Source organism: Bacillus cereus group sp. RP43 (assembly GCF_040459645.1).
GTDB classification, from domain to species: Bacteria; Bacillota; Bacilli; order Bacillales; family Bacillaceae_G; genus Bacillus_A; species Bacillus_A mycoides_C.
Map to the genome: position 1 here is coordinate 94,651 of NZ_JARVHQ010000002.1, position 15,137 is coordinate 109,787.

Below are 15,137 nucleotides of genomic sequence, written 5' to 3' on the forward strand. Positions count from 1 at the left end.
TATGAATGAAAAAACTCTTAAAACACTTTGTACCCTTAAAAATGAACATGCCAAATAAACCTCAATCGGCCAAATTTCAAAAATTATGCAGATTTCTTTTGTCTTCTTAATCCATTATACTCATAGACAACACCCAAAATATCAAAGACTGTTTTCTTCTCATATCGGTGAGACTTTCGTCCATTCTTCTGTAGAAGGTGGAACAGACGGATAAGAGTCTTTGTTACTTCTTGGGTGTTTTGTTGTATGGCTTGATACAAAATGTATAAATGATCTTGAATCATTCCAATTGCTTTATATTCGCTTAATTCCTTTTGTTTCTTTTCCAAAATCAATTGTCGCATCTTAAACATAGTAGAAGAACATAGAAAAATGGCAATGAGCTTTCCATAAACATGGCATTCTAATCGCTCTTGTTTGATATTTTGCCAATGATGAATTTGAAATAAGGATTTCCAAGTTTTAAAAATGATTTCAATTTGCCAGCGGAGAGAGTAAAAATCATGTATTTGTTCCATCGGAACCCATTCCAAAGGTGTATTAGTAACATAAATGTTCATACCAGTTAATCGTTTGCTTTTCTCTGAATACGTAATACCCTTTTTACTTTCCGTATACACTTGTTTTTTCTTACGTTCTCGAAGTTGCTTTTCAGTTAATCGATATATAATAACTCGTGTAAATAGTTTTTTATCCTTTCCAATATAAGCTTCTGTTATTTCATGGACCTGTCCTGGTTTTAACGTATTCATAATGTGTTCTAAATCAACTTTGATGTACTGAGATTGTTTTTTTACTGTCCCATTTCGAAAGTATTCAGGAAACTCATTTTTGATATACACCATATTATTTAGTTTAAGCCGCGATATATAATACACGCCACGTTGGTCCATTTGATCTAAATCATCCAGTGAATAATAGCCTAAATCCCGAATACATAGATCGCCAGGTCGTAATGTCGCTAAACATTCTGTTCCAAAGGTCTTATCATTGTTCTTCCCCGGTTCAACTTGAAAATTTAAAAACTGTCCGCTATGTAAATCATATTCTAATTGAATCTTTATACCCGCTGTTTGTGCACAACCACCTGACCCAGGATACACATTAGCTAAATGTTTTGGTACTTGAAAAATCGTTGCATCTAAAATACGAATCTGTTGAAAATAGGTGGTTGAAGAGCTTGGAATCAATGATGTTTCACAAATTTTATTTTTTAATAATGTGGAAAAAATATGCTTTAAAAAGCAAACTGCCTTCTTATTGAAACGTTTATTGAGTCCTTCTGGACTCATAAGAGTTCCTGTAACAGCATGCAGTTGACTACACAGTCGAACTAATGAATCACTCGCAACACGTTGACTAACCCAGACACAGATAATAGCTAAATCATGACCTGAAAATTTACGCTTTCGTTTTACAAAATTTAGTTCCCTAGCAAGATTCTCTAAAAATGAAGGAGTAAGATGTTGATGCAACTCTTCAGCAAATAATTGTAATTCATCAGAAATTGATAGATACATACAAAGACGCCATCCTCTCTTTTTGAATTTATACTGAAAGAATAGCGTTTTTTTTCACTTTTAAATAGTCTATTAAGAGATACAGCCGAGATATAATAAGGATTATGAAGCATTGTACTTAAAGTAACCTTAGTTCGGGTATTCGCTGAGCTAAGGTTTTTTTATTTAAAGTTTCTTGCAACCATTTTAAGGCATATACAGTCTAATAGTTATATAAAACATAAATGGTAGATTTCTAAGGGGGAATTTAAAATGGAGCTGCTCATAAAGCGAGCTCAAAAAGGTGATGAGGAAGCCTTTATTGAAGCAATTGATATATTAATGCCACAAATGTATAAGGTGGCAAAAGCACGCTTGAAAAATGAAGAAGATATAGGTGATGCAATACAGGAAACGATTTTGTCTGCTTTTACAAATTTAAAAAAGGTAAAAGAACCAGGGTATTTTAAAACATGGATTACAAAAATATTAATGAATAAATGTAATGATATAGTACGAAAAAATAAGGTTTTATATGTGGACGATTATGGGAAAGTGCAGGGAGAACAAATCGTAAAAGAAAATATCGAACAAAAGCTTGAATTTGATAATATGCTTAGTTATTTAAGTGTGGAGTATCGTTTAGTAATCGTACTCTATTATGTAAATAAATTTAAAACAAAAGAAATTGCAGAGATTTTAAATGAAAAAGAAGGAACGATTAAATCAAGACTACATAGAGCAAGGCAACAGTTAAAAGAACAATATTTAAAAGAAGACTGGGAGAATGTAAATAATGGGGGGAATTTAAAATGAATGAACAATTCGAGCATAAATTAGAAGAAGCATTAAATGATACTGTAACAATTCCTACTAGTGTTTTGAAGAAAAAAGAACTTGCTTTTGAAGAAATTAGAAAAAGTAAGAAACAAAAACAAACATCTTCTCATAAAAAAATAATTGCAGCGATGATAGCAGGGTTAACGATTGTTGGAGCAAGTGTTGGAGTTGGCGTGTATGGTGATTCAGCATTAGCTGTAGTAAAGAAATTCTTCTTTGCGAAAGATCAGGGAGTTCAAAAGGCGGCAGATAATGGATATATGCAAAAAGTAGATGAAAATAATGTGATGAAAGATAATGGTGTTACAATCCAAATTAAAAATATACTCTATGATAAATCTAAAATAGCAGTTTCTTTAAAATTAAAATTTGAAGATAAAAGTCTAATAAGTAAAGTGACAGATATAAGAATGAAGTATGATTTAACGGATGATAAAGGACGATATATAGAGAAGGCGGAATACACAGAAGGATTAACAAGTGAAAATAATAAGATTTTAGCAGGTAGCGAATGGAGTATTCAAGCAGGTGAAGAAGAGGGAGAAATAACTTATAATTTAATATTCCATCCTATGAATTCAATTGATAACATTGATAGTCTAAACTTTAATATTAGTTCTATATCTTTGTTTGCGCCATTAGAAAATAAAGATATTTCTTACAGGACAGAAGCAGAATCTCAATCAAATACTGTAAAAGAAGATATAGAAGTTTTGCATAAGAATGGTATGCAACTTAATAAGGAAATTCAAGGGAAGTGGCAAGGGGGAATAAAATTAGACTCGAAGTTTAAAGGAAATCAAGAGATTCATTTTGTGCCTAAACAACAACCTGAGTCTGTAAAAATAGTGTCTGCTGAAGTACTACCAACAGGGACGAATATCACATTTGAACGTGATTCTTCTGGTGATGATGAAGAAATAAAACGTCAGATAAAAACAATTGATAGTGTAATTCTTATGGATGAAAAAGGGAAAACATATAAGTCAACGTTGAAGGGGTACTCAAGTGCTGGGGATAATGGGAAAACAATTAAAGTAAAAACGTTTGATGTTACTACTTTTGATAATGTGAATCATTTTAAAATATTATTAAAAGATGTTGATGGAAAAGATATTGTAATCGATTTAGCTCGTGAAGAGAAAAAATAAAGTATATGTTAAAAAACGCAAACTTCTAATCAAAAGAGGCTTGCGTTTTTTTAACTAACATTTTTCCACTTTTCCTCATTAACCAATAGAAAGAAAACCGTTTTTTCGTTTTGGGGTGTTATAAAATGCTTAAGTTGATGGGCATGGGGTCACCATATCATTGCGGGAAAATTGTACGTTTAGACACATTTTAGACACAAAAAACAAGTGTGTAAATTTAGATGATGGTTATAATTTCAAAAGTGGATCAGATTTTTTATTATAACTAAAAAATCTGATCCACTTATTTGTGTCCTTAAAAATAATCATATTTGAAAAAAGTAATAAATGAACTTTCATTCATCGTTTAATAGATTTTAACTTTTTCTATTCTATATAGAAATATTTGTTTACTTTTCTGTAATATTTACAAAATTAACAGCTCTTTTGTTCTCTATGCCTAAAGCTGTTTTTACTTTATCTATTTCCTTACTTAATTCTGGTGCTTTCCCTTGATTGACTAAATTAAGATTGCCAAAAGATTTATTAAAAGATAGAATCTGTCTAGTTTTTTCTTTCCCATTTATTTCTTTAAATAATGTATCATCTACAATTAATAGGATTACGTTGGATCCACCACGATATGGAGATAGCCATACATCCCCTTTATATTGAACATTCATTTTTTTCTCATCAAATGTTAGTTCTTTCAAGTCTTTATATTCTTTATTTGCAAATATGATAGTTTCATCTTTTTCTATTTTTGGTAACGAATCAAGAGGGACTGAAGATAGGAGCCCCTCGTTATTATCCCTTTCACGAATAAGTCCCTTTTTATTCATTTTTTCAGCAGTTGTTCTACTAATAAATAGTAAATTACTAGTAGCAGTATCCATAGAATCCCCAAATTTAGTCGGTAGCTTTATGTCAAGCTTATTATTATCTATAGTCCCTTCTTTTAATTGATATAGGTCTTGTGAGGTTGTTATATCTTTGTATGAGTCAATTATAGAATTTCTTGTTTGTTCATTTAACTGCTCTACCTCTATTGAAAGCCCATTTGCTGGAGAGTCTTTTGTACCAAATAATGAACATGCTCCTAACATGGTAATCGAAATGCCAGCTACTATTAATAATCCAAGTCTTTTTTTCAACCTATATTCTCCTTCTTTTAATTATATTTGAATTAAAAAATCGTTTTATACATTTTTTTCAAGTATTGAGAACGAACAAAGTAAAAGTATATAATTTGCAAAATTAAGAAACAAATTAATACCATAACTGAACTACCCAAGACTGAAAAATCGGCTAACTCTTGTAAGGCCGTAAAAGCTACTGCACTATGTGTAATTGCTATTACAATGGGTAAAAAGAATAGTAATGCAAGTTGACGTGACACAATTTTCTTTAATTCAGGTTTACTTAAACCAACTTTTGCTATCATTTTATATTGTTGCTGATTTCGTTCTAAGTCTGTGTATAATCGGAAATATAAAAAGCTTGCGGCAAACGTAAAGAAAACAATGCCTATTAATACACTCATAATGGATGCAAGTCCAAAACCTTGTTTCATCATTAACCATGTAGAGATTAAAGAAGAAAAATTATATTGTTCGTTATATAATACAGGCTCATGTATACCTTCATTATCTTTCTGAAGAGTAGTCACAATTTTTTCAGCAACTTTTTTTGTTTTCTCCATGAATTAATACTTCTCCTGATGTTGGAGCATCTATAGTAGAAACCATATTTAATAGCGTTGTTTTACCACTCCCAGATGGTCCCATAATTCCTACAAATTCACCTTTGTTTATTTTTAAATCAATATGGGATAATGCTGTATAAGAAATTTTCCCAGGATAAACTTTCCCTAAATCTGAAACATGTAGTATCTCCACAAGTATTTCACCTTCCATTTCTCTTTTCGATACATGAAGTGTAACCTATACTTAGTATGTCTCATATCGATTTCCCTAACATTTATCTAACAAGTTTGTAAGATTCAAAAGAAAAAACCGATGAAAAGTATACCTTTCATCGGTTAACGAGATGCATACGGGAATACGATTCTAACTTTTGTTCCCTTACCTACCTCAGATTCTAGCTCAATCTTATGATTTAATTTTTCACATACTTCTTTAACAGGTTTTGTTTTCTTTAAAATTAGAATCTTTCGCGAATGAATCTACAATTCGAACTTTCTTCCAATATATCCCCATACGCCATATCCATTCTAAAGGTCCCATTCTGAAGTACTTTAACCATATGTTACTATAAATAATTTGTATAACAATAATGGATAGACCGATACCTAAATAGGTTAAGAATGCGAATTTCCCATTTTCTAAATAGTCAAAAACAATCGATGTGTGCACAATAAAGTTTGACATAGACATTCGGCCAAATGCGATTAAACATGAGAACATACTTCTTACCATGGGAATCATACTTAAAATGGTAAAGCATACAATATAAAATAGGGGCAGTACGAAAGAACTAAAATTATTCATCCAGCCATAAAAATAGTATGTTAAAAAGAATAGGAGGACTAAACCTGTTACAAGTAATACCTTACATCTTTGTAGGTTATTGAAAAAAGATACTTGTCCTAAAAATATCCCTAAAATAACCATTGAAAATCCGCTTAACGTGCTTACTAAAGATACAATTTGATTATTAGTTGATTCACCTTCAATTAAAACCATGTCACGTGTGAACCAAATCAATATTGCAATAGCGATAAAAACGACAATGTTAATCATCGGTGGTATATACTGAAATACAAATCCTATTAGCCCATAAATTGCATACATAATAAATAATCCACCGGCAGGGACCCCTACAAATGTACATGTAACACCAATTAATAACAGGATAATAAAACGCCGGATATATATTAAATTTGCCCTTTCACCCCTCTTCTTTAAATTTGACATTAATAATGCAGAAGATAAGCCTAGAAGGAACATAAATATATAAATAAATTTGGATACCATGAAAGTGTAAACGAAAGTGCTAAAATAAGGATGGGCATCAGTGCTCACCATACTCGTGTTTTGAAATATATTTGTAAAAGTAATGCCTATAAGCGCAAATCCCCGTAAATAATCAACTATTTCTATACGTTGCTTTTGTATCATAATTCCTTTCTCCTTTCAGTTTTGATTCTACATACAATGTACATATTGCATAGGATTTTTCCTATCGATTTCCCTAACATTTATCTAACAAGTTTGTAAGATTCAAAAGAAAAAACCGATGATTAATTATTCTTTCATCGGTTAACGAGATGCATACGGGAATACGATTCTAACTTTCGTTCCCTTACCTACCTCAGATTCTAGCTCAATCTTATGATTTAATTTTTCACATACTTCTTTAACAAGGTATAATCCCATTCCCGTAGACTCTTTAAATTTCCTACCATTTTCTCCAGTATAAAATGGATTGAAAACACGTGGTAAATCAGCAGTAGGAATGCCCACTCCATAAGCTCTTACTTCCAAAATAATTGCTCGTCCTTTTGATATGTGGGTTGTAGGAAGTAAACAATATAAGGATTTTGAAGAGTATCTCTTACCACAAGAAAAATGGTATGAATTGAAGAATAAAAAACAAGTTCCCTTAACAATCTCAACAAATATCGATCAGTATTTACAGGAACGATTTCAGTTAATGGAAGAGCAACTTTCTAAGGTGACTCATTTAATTCAGAATCAGTTACTGCGAGATGTTGAAATCTATGCAGATAAAATACAAATTGCATCTTTAAAGAAAATGATCCCAGATGAGGTCGAAGATCTAACTAGACTTATTTATAGTGTATTACCACGTATTAAATTAACAGAACTATTGGTAGAAGTAGATAGCTGGATACATTTTAGCAAACATTTTGTTCATCTTCATACTCAAACTGAGCCGAAGGATAAATCCGTATTGTTCGCAGCTATTTTGGCTGATGGTATTAATCTAGGTCTCTCTAAAATGGCAGATGCTTGTCCAAATATATCTTATACACAATTGGCTTGGATATCGGATTGGTATATAAGGGATGAAAATTACTCCAAATCCCTTGGAGCAATCACTGATTTTCAGCATAAATACCCGTTCTCTTCTCATTGGGGAGATGGTTCGGCTTCATCTTCTGATGGACAATTCTTTAGAGCCGGTGGTCAGTCTAGTCCGTTGGCACAAGTAAATGCAAAGCATGGTAGGGATCCAGGATTAAGTTTTTATACACATATCTCAGATCAATACGCCCCATTTTATGTACAAGTGATTAGTTCTTCAGAAGAAGCACCACATATTATTGATGGCCTTCTGTATCATGAAACAGATTTGAAAATTGAAGAACATTATAAGGATGCAGCAGGCTTTGTTGATCACGTTTTTGCCATGTGTCATATGTTAGGATTTCGATTTGCTCCTAGAATTAAAACGTTTAGTAAAAATAAAATTTATACTTTTGAAAAACCCGTAAATCATCCAAACCTAGAATTCATGATTAGTGGAACAATTCAGACAAAGAAAATAAGAGAAAATTGGGATGACTTATTACGATTAACTAGCTCTGTTCGTAATGGAACCGTCACGGCTTCTCTTATTCTCAAAAAGCTTGCGGCCTACCCAAGGCAGAATAGCTTATCTGTAACTTTACGCGAAATAGGAAGGATTGAAAGAACTTTATATACGTTAGAATGGTTGCAGAGTCCTGAACTTAGAAGACGGGTACAAATTGGTTTAAACAAAGGTGAAGCAAAACATGCTCTTGCTCGAGCGGTATTTTTCAATCGATTAGGAGAAATTCGTGACCGTTCTTATGAGGACCAATTACATAGAGCGAGCGGTTTGCAACTTCTTATTTCAGCAATTTTATTATGGAATACGGTATATATATCACGTGCAGTAGATGCTTTACGTGCAAAAGGAGTGGATATTCCAGAGGAATATTTACAACATATATCTCCACTTGGTTGGGAACATATCACATTGACAGGTGATTATGTGTGGAATTTAAACCAAAAAACAAATTTCAATAATCTAAGACCATTACGAGAAAAAAACTCTATAAAAAAGCGATAAAATGAATAACCGATTCCTTAACGTACAGGGAATCGGTTATTCATTTTACTGTTTAATGATTGTGATTTAGTCTCTTTCTAATCCCAAAATTATACCTATACCGTCAGTGGAAAATTTAAGGTCCTTACGTTTGAACTCATTCATCTCGTATTTCATCCCACTTTTAAGCGACTTCTTCCATTGAATAGAAGCGGTAAAAGGATAAATAGACTAATCAATGTGATTATCATGAAAAAGACTACTGCAACAAGATTTATTATTAGTGGAAGTAAGTAAACTATAATTGATATACACGAACCGTATAGAAAAATCCCTATTCCTAAAATATAACGTCTCGCACGAGCTTTATTCATTGCAAAACGTTTGCTTGTCTCTTTTATTAATAATCTATAAATAGTTAACAACACAGCTGGAACAGTGAAAAGGAAAAAGGTAATCAAAAATAATCTTGATCCAAATAAATAATATACTATTGAGGGTGTGAATATCCCAAATAGAAATAATAATATTCCACCAATCATTCCTTTTGTTGAAATATGTTGCGCTTCTTTAGAATCAATAGATTGGTTCATTTTATCTCGCCCATACAATTGCATTTCTTCCACTAGGTCACTCAAATCTCCTATTGAAATGACTCCCTTTTTAAAGGCATCTTCTTCCGTATAACCCTCTTTAATCATATCTGAAATTCGTTCTTTTAAATTTATAAACAACTCTACTTTCATATCAAATAGTTGTTGTGTTTCTTTTACATTCATAAACTGCTTATCGATGTATTCTTCTATTCTTTTATCTAATTTTTTATTTCTCATTAACACTTGTAATCACTCCTTTAATTAGACGATCTATAATCTCTTTCGCAATATTCCACTCTTTTTTACCATTTTCGTAAAAACGTACACCAGATTCTGTAATGTGGTAATATTTTCGTCTTCCTCCTTGAGTTTCATCTCCCCAATAAGAAAAGATATAGCCTTCTTTCTCTAATCGACGAAAAGCTGTATATAAAGTAGCTTCTTTTAATTCATATTGCTTGTCACTTAATTCAATAATTTTTTTGTATAATTCATATCCATAACTATCACCTTGACGAAGAACATTTAAGATAATCATATCCGTATGTCCACGGATTAAGTCTGTAGATATAATACTCATTTCATATCACCTCTTGAATTACACAATACAGCAAATTACTTTGTCTGTCAAAGTAATTTGCTGTGAATAGTAGTAAGCTTTAATGAATGATTAACGCCAACATTTCGATAGAATATATATGATTATCTATGTTTCATGTTCATCAAGTTAAGTTTTAACATTATAGTCTTTTATATGTGTCCAGAAAATTGTATGTTTCTGGACACGTTAATATGGAACAAAAAATTATAGGATTTCTCCTTTTTTCATGTTCAAAAACCCTGTAAACTTATCTATGTTCAGATAAATATATAGAATTAAGTTATTGAACAAAAGGAGAGAAAAAGGAATGAAGGTTGGATATGTTCGAGTATCTAGGGGTACGGAAACGATTCGAGGAATGAAGTGCCACTCTGGGGTTTTATTACAAATAATAAAAGAGTAGAAGTAAATTCTACTCTTTTAGAAATGGAGTTCCAAAATGGAACTTTGTAATATTGAATTAGCTTATTGGTGATGATTTCCTGTTGCAGAATCCTTATTATAAGGATTCCTTTTTTTGTATCAAAAATCTACAAAGAAAAAAGATAAGATCGGGAACACAATCTTATCTTTAGCACAAGGAGTAAACAAATGTGATAACCATCATATTTTTATTATAATTTAATTTTTTCTAATTTTGAATATTAATACCATAATTAACAAGTATATTTATATTGAGAAATTTATTACAAAATTAGCTATAAATGATTCAAAAGCCGAAAGTAAACCTTTATCCAGTAGTTTACTTTCATACTATTGATTTTTATACGTGTTTGGTAAAAAAACAATGAGTTGAAAATAAAAACTATACGGAAATCTAGTTCAGTATAGTAAAGTTCATATGATAAATCCCTCTTTGCTATCTTCCCCAAAAAAGAATTATTGCTTCGAACCTTATAAACTGTATTTTCAGAAATATTGCAAGCGTGTAAGCAAAATGTAAGGCAATTCAATATGAGAAAAATAATCTTACTACTACAATGAATAACAGATACATTCATGAAGAATCTGTGGGGCTATATGAAGTTATTTTAGTGCTTATAACATTCTACCAAGTATTACAGTTTAAATAAGGAAATACGAAACTATACCATCAATTGTGACAAGACAAATGATGATACTATTTTTCTTACCGATTGTAGTGGCTATGATTCACAGTAGTTTTGCATTTCTAACTTTGCACCAATTAGGACAAAAAACAAAAAGGGAAATGTCCGTTATTCAAAGCTCAATTGTTGTATTATTAAGCTTAATTTGCATGCAAATTATTTACTTTCTTATTATTAGAAATCAATATATAAAACGCATATATACAAAATTATATTCATAAAAAAGATAACCCCAAAAATGAAAGTGCATACGTATTCAATAGAACATGGATACCAATATATAATCCTATGTTAATTATTATTAGGAGTAACAATCTATCTAGAATAGTATATAAAAACTATTAAATATTTAATTCATAAAAACAGAGGTGTAAAATGAACTTTATTTTCAATCTAATCGCTAGTTATGCGATTCCTGCGATACTACTCACATTCTTGTTACTACTTGTATTTGTTTTTAGCTATTTTGTAGTATACAAAAAGATATGTAAAGGAGAAAAAAATCTTACTGTACAACAAATTATATTGTTTGTATTAATAACAGGATACTATTCCTTTGCATTATCAGCTACTTCATTTGGTCGTTCAGATGATATGGTTTTTGCAAGAACGTTTGACTTCGATGTACTTAGTGTTTATAAAAAAGCATGGAATATCTATTCGTTTTCTTCTTTTTTCCATATTATTTTAAATATAGGTATGCTTTTTCCGTTAGGAATTTTATTCCCTTTATTTAGTAAGGTTTTTCAAAAAACAAAATGGATGTTCATCATCTCAATTATAGCAAGTTTATTGATTGAAATTCTTGAATTCACACTGCAACGCGGAAGTATGGAACTAGCCGATTTACTTCATAATACTTTAGGCATGATGCTAGGATATTCTGTGTTAAACATAGTTCTTATATTTTTGAAAAAAAATGAAACAGATACAAAAATAATCAAATATTTATACCTTCCCATTACAGTAAGTTTCGTCGCAATCGGGATAATGATTTCGTATCAAATGAAGGAATTTGGGAATTTGCCTATTGATCCCATTACAAAAACTGATATGTCTCAAGTTACTATAAAAACATCAATAGAGTTAAAAGACGAAGGGAAAAAAATGCCTGTTTACAAAGATTACGTTACAAAAAAATCACCTGTTCGAGATGTTGAAATTCTTTCTCCAAAGGAAGCAATTCAAAAACTGAAACAAGGAGAATTTGATCCTATAGGATCTTTCAAAGCAGGTGATACATTATTCATTACAAAATATAATATAGATTACTACACTGATACAAAAGGTTTCTCTCAACCTATATATGTTTTTGAAGTACATTTAAATGATAATGACGAATATATTTGGTCTCAACCTATTTCCGCAAGGAAATAACGTAAATTTGGTTCTGGTTCAAAATTTTTCAAGAAATAAACAGAGACATGAATGTATGAGGAAATATTATGAGGAGGAATAGTACTTGCTATAATTCATGATACATCGAAAAGGCGGAGTCCGTTTGAAGACTTCGCCTTTGTTTGTATAGTGCATGCACAGGGGATAAGGGGCATTATCCATCAACTCTCATACTTAGTTTGTAAATTTGGAGGGGATTTCTCATATGAAAATAGTAAAAATAAAAGATCTTAGTAAAGAATACAAAGGGAAAGTTTCACATACAGCACTTTCAAATATTAATTTAACAATGACAGAGGGGGAATTCGTTGGGATTATGGTCCCTTCAGGTAGTGGGAAAACAACATTATGGAATATGATTTCTACAATTGACTCGCCAGCATCAGGCAGTGTGTTCATTGATAATCAAAATCCGAATCAACTTTCAGCCAATGATTTGGCTTTATTTCGTAGACAGGAATTAGGGTTCGTCTTTCAATCCTTTAACCTACTGCATACATTAACAGAAAAGAGAATATGGTTCTTCCGCTTACATTAGATGGCATGAATGTGAAAAGAATAAATAAACGAGTAGAATCTATTTTGAAAAAATTAGGAATCAACGAAATTTTAAATAAGCGAACATATGAAATATCAGGAGGGTAAGCACAGCGAACAGCGATTGCCCGTGCACTCATTCACTCTCCTAAATTGGTTCTTGCCGATGAGCCGACAGGCAACTTAGATTCTAAAGCCTTTCAGGACGTAATGGAGATATTAACACTATTAAATAAAGAAGAAAAGGCAACAATGATGTTAGTAACGCACGATCCAGTTGCTACAAGTTACTGTGATCGTATTATTTTTATTAAAGATGGGCAGTTATACAATGAAGTTTGCTACAATGACTATCGTCCAGTATTTTATAAAAATATTATGGACAGTCTTTCTATATTAGGGGGGAATAAACATGACTTTTCGACAGCTCGCATTTAATAATGTTATACGGAATCAACGAATATATCTTGGTCATTTTTTTAGTAGCACATTTGCTGTAATGATTTTTTTCACCTATGGACTACTTATCTTTCATCCGAACCTACAAGGCGAGCTGACTAATGCAAGCACCATCATGAGTACATTTGGGAAAATAGGCTTCCTATTATCGTATTACTTAATCTTTCTTTTCTCTTTCTTTTTGATTTTCTATTCTGTTAGTGCATTTTTAAAAAATAGAAAAAAAGAGTTTGGATTATTAATGTTACATGGAATGTCTTATAAGCAGCTTCATCAATTAATTTTTCTCGAAAACATGCTGATTGGAATCCCTTCTATACTAGCAGGCATCGGGCTTGGGATGGTTTTTTCTAAATTAGTTTTACTAATTAGTGGCTCCTTATTGGCAACAAAGCATACTTTAGCATTTTACTTCCCATTAAAGTCTATGGGGATAACAGCTATTTCCTTTTTTGTTTTATTTCTACTCATTTCATTGTTTACATCAAAAATGGTGAAAATGAATGTGCTTGTAGAACTCATTAAATCAGAGGAAAAACCAAAACCTGCACCCAAAGTGTCCGTTTGGATATCCTTTTTGGCAATTATCTTAATTGGAACAGGTTACTTTTTCGTCCACCACAGTATCGTCGCGTTGGATTACATGAGTTGGAATCAATTATTCCTACTCGTAGGAGTAGGTGTCTTATTAATTGTATGTGGAACCTATTTTTTCTTTACTCAATTGTGTGTATATGTGTTATCCGCTTTAAAAAATAGAGAAGCTACATTCTTTAAAAGAATTAATCTACTTGTTATTTCAGAATTGATGTATCGAATGAAAGATAATGCGAGAACGTTCTTTATCGTTACAATTATATCAGCAGTATCTTTTACAGCAATTGGAGTTTGTACGGCTATCGCAAATCCTGAATTGGCAAAACATGAGACCCCATATGCATTTACCTATCAATCGGATAAGGGGAATACACTAGAAGAATCCCATATTGAAGAGATAAAAAAACAATTAAAAGAATCTGGATTTTCTTATAAACTTGTAGCAACAAAATTTAAAAGGGCACAAAATGGGCCGAGTTTAATTAATCTTTCTACGTATAATGAATACGCTAAAAAATTAGGGTATGAAATAGAGAAATTAACAAATGAAAATGAAAGTATCATTATAATATCACAGAAAAATCAAAAAACTGCAGAGTATCTAAATCCTTTTGAATTAAAATATGGTGAACTAGAAGTATCACTTTCTGTTCAAAAAACAGTTTATATCCCAGAATTAACGACTACATTGGAAAGCCCTTATATTGTCTCTGATGCTGTTTACAATAAGGTCCTAAATGTTCAACAAGAAGGCGTACTCCGAGATTACACCATATACGGTTTTATCGTTAAAAATTGGCCTGAAACAACTGCAATTTCTACAAAACTTATGAAGTTCATTGGTACGAGTCAAGATGATTATTATACCTTTTCATCTTTGAATTTAAAATGGCTTGAACTGAAACAACAAAACGGATTATTTTCTATTACAAGTGTATTGGTGGGAATTTTATTTTTCGTATTTACACTAAGTTTTTTATATTTTCGTCTATTTACTGATCTAGAACGTGATCAAGAGCAATATCAAATGATTTCAAAATTAGGTTTAAGCCAAAAAGAGTTAAAGCAAATTGTGACAAAACAAATGATGATTCTATTTTTCTTACCGATTGTAGTGGCTATGGTTCACAGCAGTTTTGCATTTCTAACTTTTCACCAATTAGGACAAAGAGTAAGTAAGGAAATGTCCGTTATTCAAAGTTCAATTGTTGTATTAGTAAGCTTTACTTGTATGCAAATTATTTACTTCCTTATTATTAGAAGTAACTATATAAAACGCATATGTACAAAAATATATTTATAAAAAAGAT

At 31.3% G+C, this 15,137-nt stretch carries 9 protein-coding genes and 8 pseudogenes; 7 read left to right on the forward strand and 10 right to left on the reverse strand.

Annotated features, from left to right (window positions below; genetic code table 11):
- Positions 1-83: 83 nt before the first annotated feature.
- Entirely contained in the window at positions 84-1,520 is a 1,437-nt protein-coding gene (locus QCI75_RS27190) for an IS4 family transposase (RefSeq protein ID WP_353760891.1), read from the reverse strand.
- A 252-nt stretch (positions 1,521-1,772) separates the two neighbouring features.
- On the opposite strand from QCI75_RS27190, the gene QCI75_RS27195 reads away from it, so the two are divergent.
- Positions 1,773-2,315, forward strand: coding sequence for an RNA polymerase sigma factor (locus QCI75_RS27195; RefSeq protein WP_000421570.1), 543 nt, complete (start codon positions 1,773-1,775; stop codon positions 2,313-2,315).
- Positions 2,312-3,490, forward strand: a complete 1,179-nt coding sequence (locus QCI75_RS27200; protein ID WP_353760892.1) for a DUF4179 domain-containing protein — start codon at positions 2,312-2,314, stop codon at positions 3,488-3,490. Before QCI75_RS27195 ends, QCI75_RS27200 begins: the two co-directional genes overlap by 4 nt.
- A 389-nt stretch (positions 3,491-3,879) precedes the next feature.
- On the opposite strand, the gene QCI75_RS27205 is transcribed toward QCI75_RS27200, so the two are convergent.
- The 6 genes and pseudogenes from QCI75_RS27205 to QCI75_RS27230 all read right to left on the reverse strand — a co-directional run.
- Entirely contained in the window at positions 3,880-4,623 is a 744-nt protein-coding gene (locus QCI75_RS27205; protein ID WP_098277443.1) for a lipoprotein BA_5634 family protein, read from the reverse strand.
- Positions 4,624-4,655: 32 nt separating this feature from the next.
- Positions 4,656-5,168 (reverse strand): annotated as a pseudogene (locus tag QCI75_RS27210) (ABC transporter permease); the annotation flags it as partial.
- Positions 5,161-5,367: pseudogene (locus QCI75_RS27215) on the reverse strand (ATP-binding cassette domain-containing protein); the annotation flags it as partial. The pseudogenes QCI75_RS27215 and QCI75_RS27210, both read right to left, overlap by 8 nt.
- A gap of 143 nt (positions 5,368-5,510) precedes the next feature.
- Positions 5,511-5,612, reverse strand: a pseudogene (locus tag QCI75_RS27220) (sensor histidine kinase); the annotation flags it as partial.
- Positions 5,608-6,609 carry a DUF418 domain-containing protein gene (locus tag QCI75_RS27225; RefSeq protein ID WP_353761659.1) on the reverse strand — a complete coding sequence of 334 codons (1,002 nt, stop codon included), beginning with the start codon at positions 6,607-6,609 and terminating at the stop codon, positions 5,608-5,610. The pseudogene QCI75_RS27220 and the gene QCI75_RS27225, both read right to left, overlap by 5 nt.
- A 141-nt stretch (positions 6,610-6,750) precedes the next feature.
- Positions 6,751-6,996, reverse strand: a pseudogene (locus tag QCI75_RS27230) (ATP-binding protein); the annotation flags it as partial.
- On the opposite strand from QCI75_RS27230, the pseudogene QCI75_RS27235 reads away from it, so the two are divergent.
- Positions 6,986-8,551, forward strand: a pseudogene (locus tag QCI75_RS27235) (Tn3 family transposase); the annotation flags it as partial. The pseudogenes QCI75_RS27230 and QCI75_RS27235 overlap by 11 nt on opposite strands.
- Before the next feature lie 152 nt (positions 8,552-8,703).
- Here QCI75_RS27235 and QCI75_RS27240 read toward each other — a convergent pair.
- Positions 8,704-9,363, reverse strand: a complete 660-nt coding sequence (locus QCI75_RS27240; RefSeq protein ID WP_353761965.1) for a permease prefix domain 1-containing protein — start codon at positions 9,361-9,363, stop codon at positions 8,704-8,706.
- Positions 9,353-9,706, reverse strand: coding sequence for a PadR family transcriptional regulator (locus QCI75_RS27245; RefSeq protein ID WP_002166598.1), 354 nt, complete (start codon positions 9,704-9,706; stop codon positions 9,353-9,355). Before QCI75_RS27245 ends, QCI75_RS27240 begins: the two co-directional genes overlap by 11 nt.
- Before the next feature lie 1,108 nt (positions 9,707-10,814).
- On the opposite strand from QCI75_RS27245, the pseudogene QCI75_RS27250 reads away from it, so the two are divergent.
- Positions 10,815-11,057: pseudogene (locus QCI75_RS27250) on the forward strand (ABC transporter permease); the annotation flags it as partial.
- Positions 11,058-11,211: 154 nt separating this feature from the next.
- Positions 11,212-12,213 (forward strand): VanZ family protein, encoded by a 1,002-nt coding sequence (locus tag QCI75_RS27255; RefSeq protein WP_353761661.1) that lies wholly within the window; start codon positions 11,212-11,214, stop codon positions 12,211-12,213.
- An 88-nt stretch (positions 12,214-12,301) separates the two neighbouring features.
- Here the strand turns inward: QCI75_RS27255 and QCI75_RS27260 are convergent.
- Positions 12,302-12,382 (reverse strand): annotated as a pseudogene (locus QCI75_RS27260) (IS6 family transposase); the annotation flags it as partial.
- A 57-nt stretch (positions 12,383-12,439) separates the two neighbouring features.
- Between QCI75_RS27260 and QCI75_RS27265 the strand changes: the two are divergent.
- A pseudogene (locus QCI75_RS27265) lies at positions 12,440-13,209 on the forward strand (ABC transporter ATP-binding protein).
- Entirely contained in the window at positions 13,184-15,130 is a 1,947-nt protein-coding gene (locus QCI75_RS27270) for an FtsX-like permease family protein (RefSeq protein WP_353761663.1), read from the forward strand. The pseudogene QCI75_RS27265 and the gene QCI75_RS27270 overlap by 26 nt, the downstream one beginning before the upstream one ends.
- Positions 15,131-15,137 lie beyond the last annotated feature (7 nt).

What these genes read in the sequence shown, in the direction of transcription:
- QCI75_RS27270 (WP_353761663.1), top strand. Translation starts at nt 13,184, where the DNA reads ATGACTTTTCGACAGCTCGCATTTAATAATGTTATACGGAATCAACGA.
- QCI75_RS27240 (WP_353761965.1), bottom strand. Translation starts at nt 9,363, where the DNA reads ATGAGAAATAAAAAATTAGATAAAAGAATAGAAGAATACATCGATAAG.
- QCI75_RS27255 (WP_353761661.1), top strand. Translation starts at nt 11,212, where the DNA reads ATGAACTTTATTTTCAATCTAATCGCTAGTTATGCGATTCCTGCGATA.
- QCI75_RS27200 (WP_353760892.1), top strand. Translation starts at nt 2,312, where the DNA reads ATGAATGAACAATTCGAGCATAAATTAGAAGAAGCATTAAATGATACT.
- QCI75_RS27225 (WP_353761659.1), bottom strand. Translation starts at nt 6,609, where the DNA reads ATGATACAAAAGCAACGTATAGAAATAGTTGATTATTTACGGGGATTT.
- QCI75_RS27245 (WP_002166598.1), bottom strand. Translation starts at nt 9,706, where the DNA reads ATGAGTATTATATCTACAGACTTAATCCGTGGACATACGGATATGATT.
- QCI75_RS27195 (WP_000421570.1), top strand. Translation starts at nt 1,773, where the DNA reads ATGGAGCTGCTCATAAAGCGAGCTCAAAAAGGTGATGAGGAAGCCTTT.
- QCI75_RS27190 (WP_353760891.1), bottom strand. Translation starts at nt 1,520, where the DNA reads ATGTATCTATCAATTTCTGATGAATTACAATTATTTGCTGAAGAGTTG.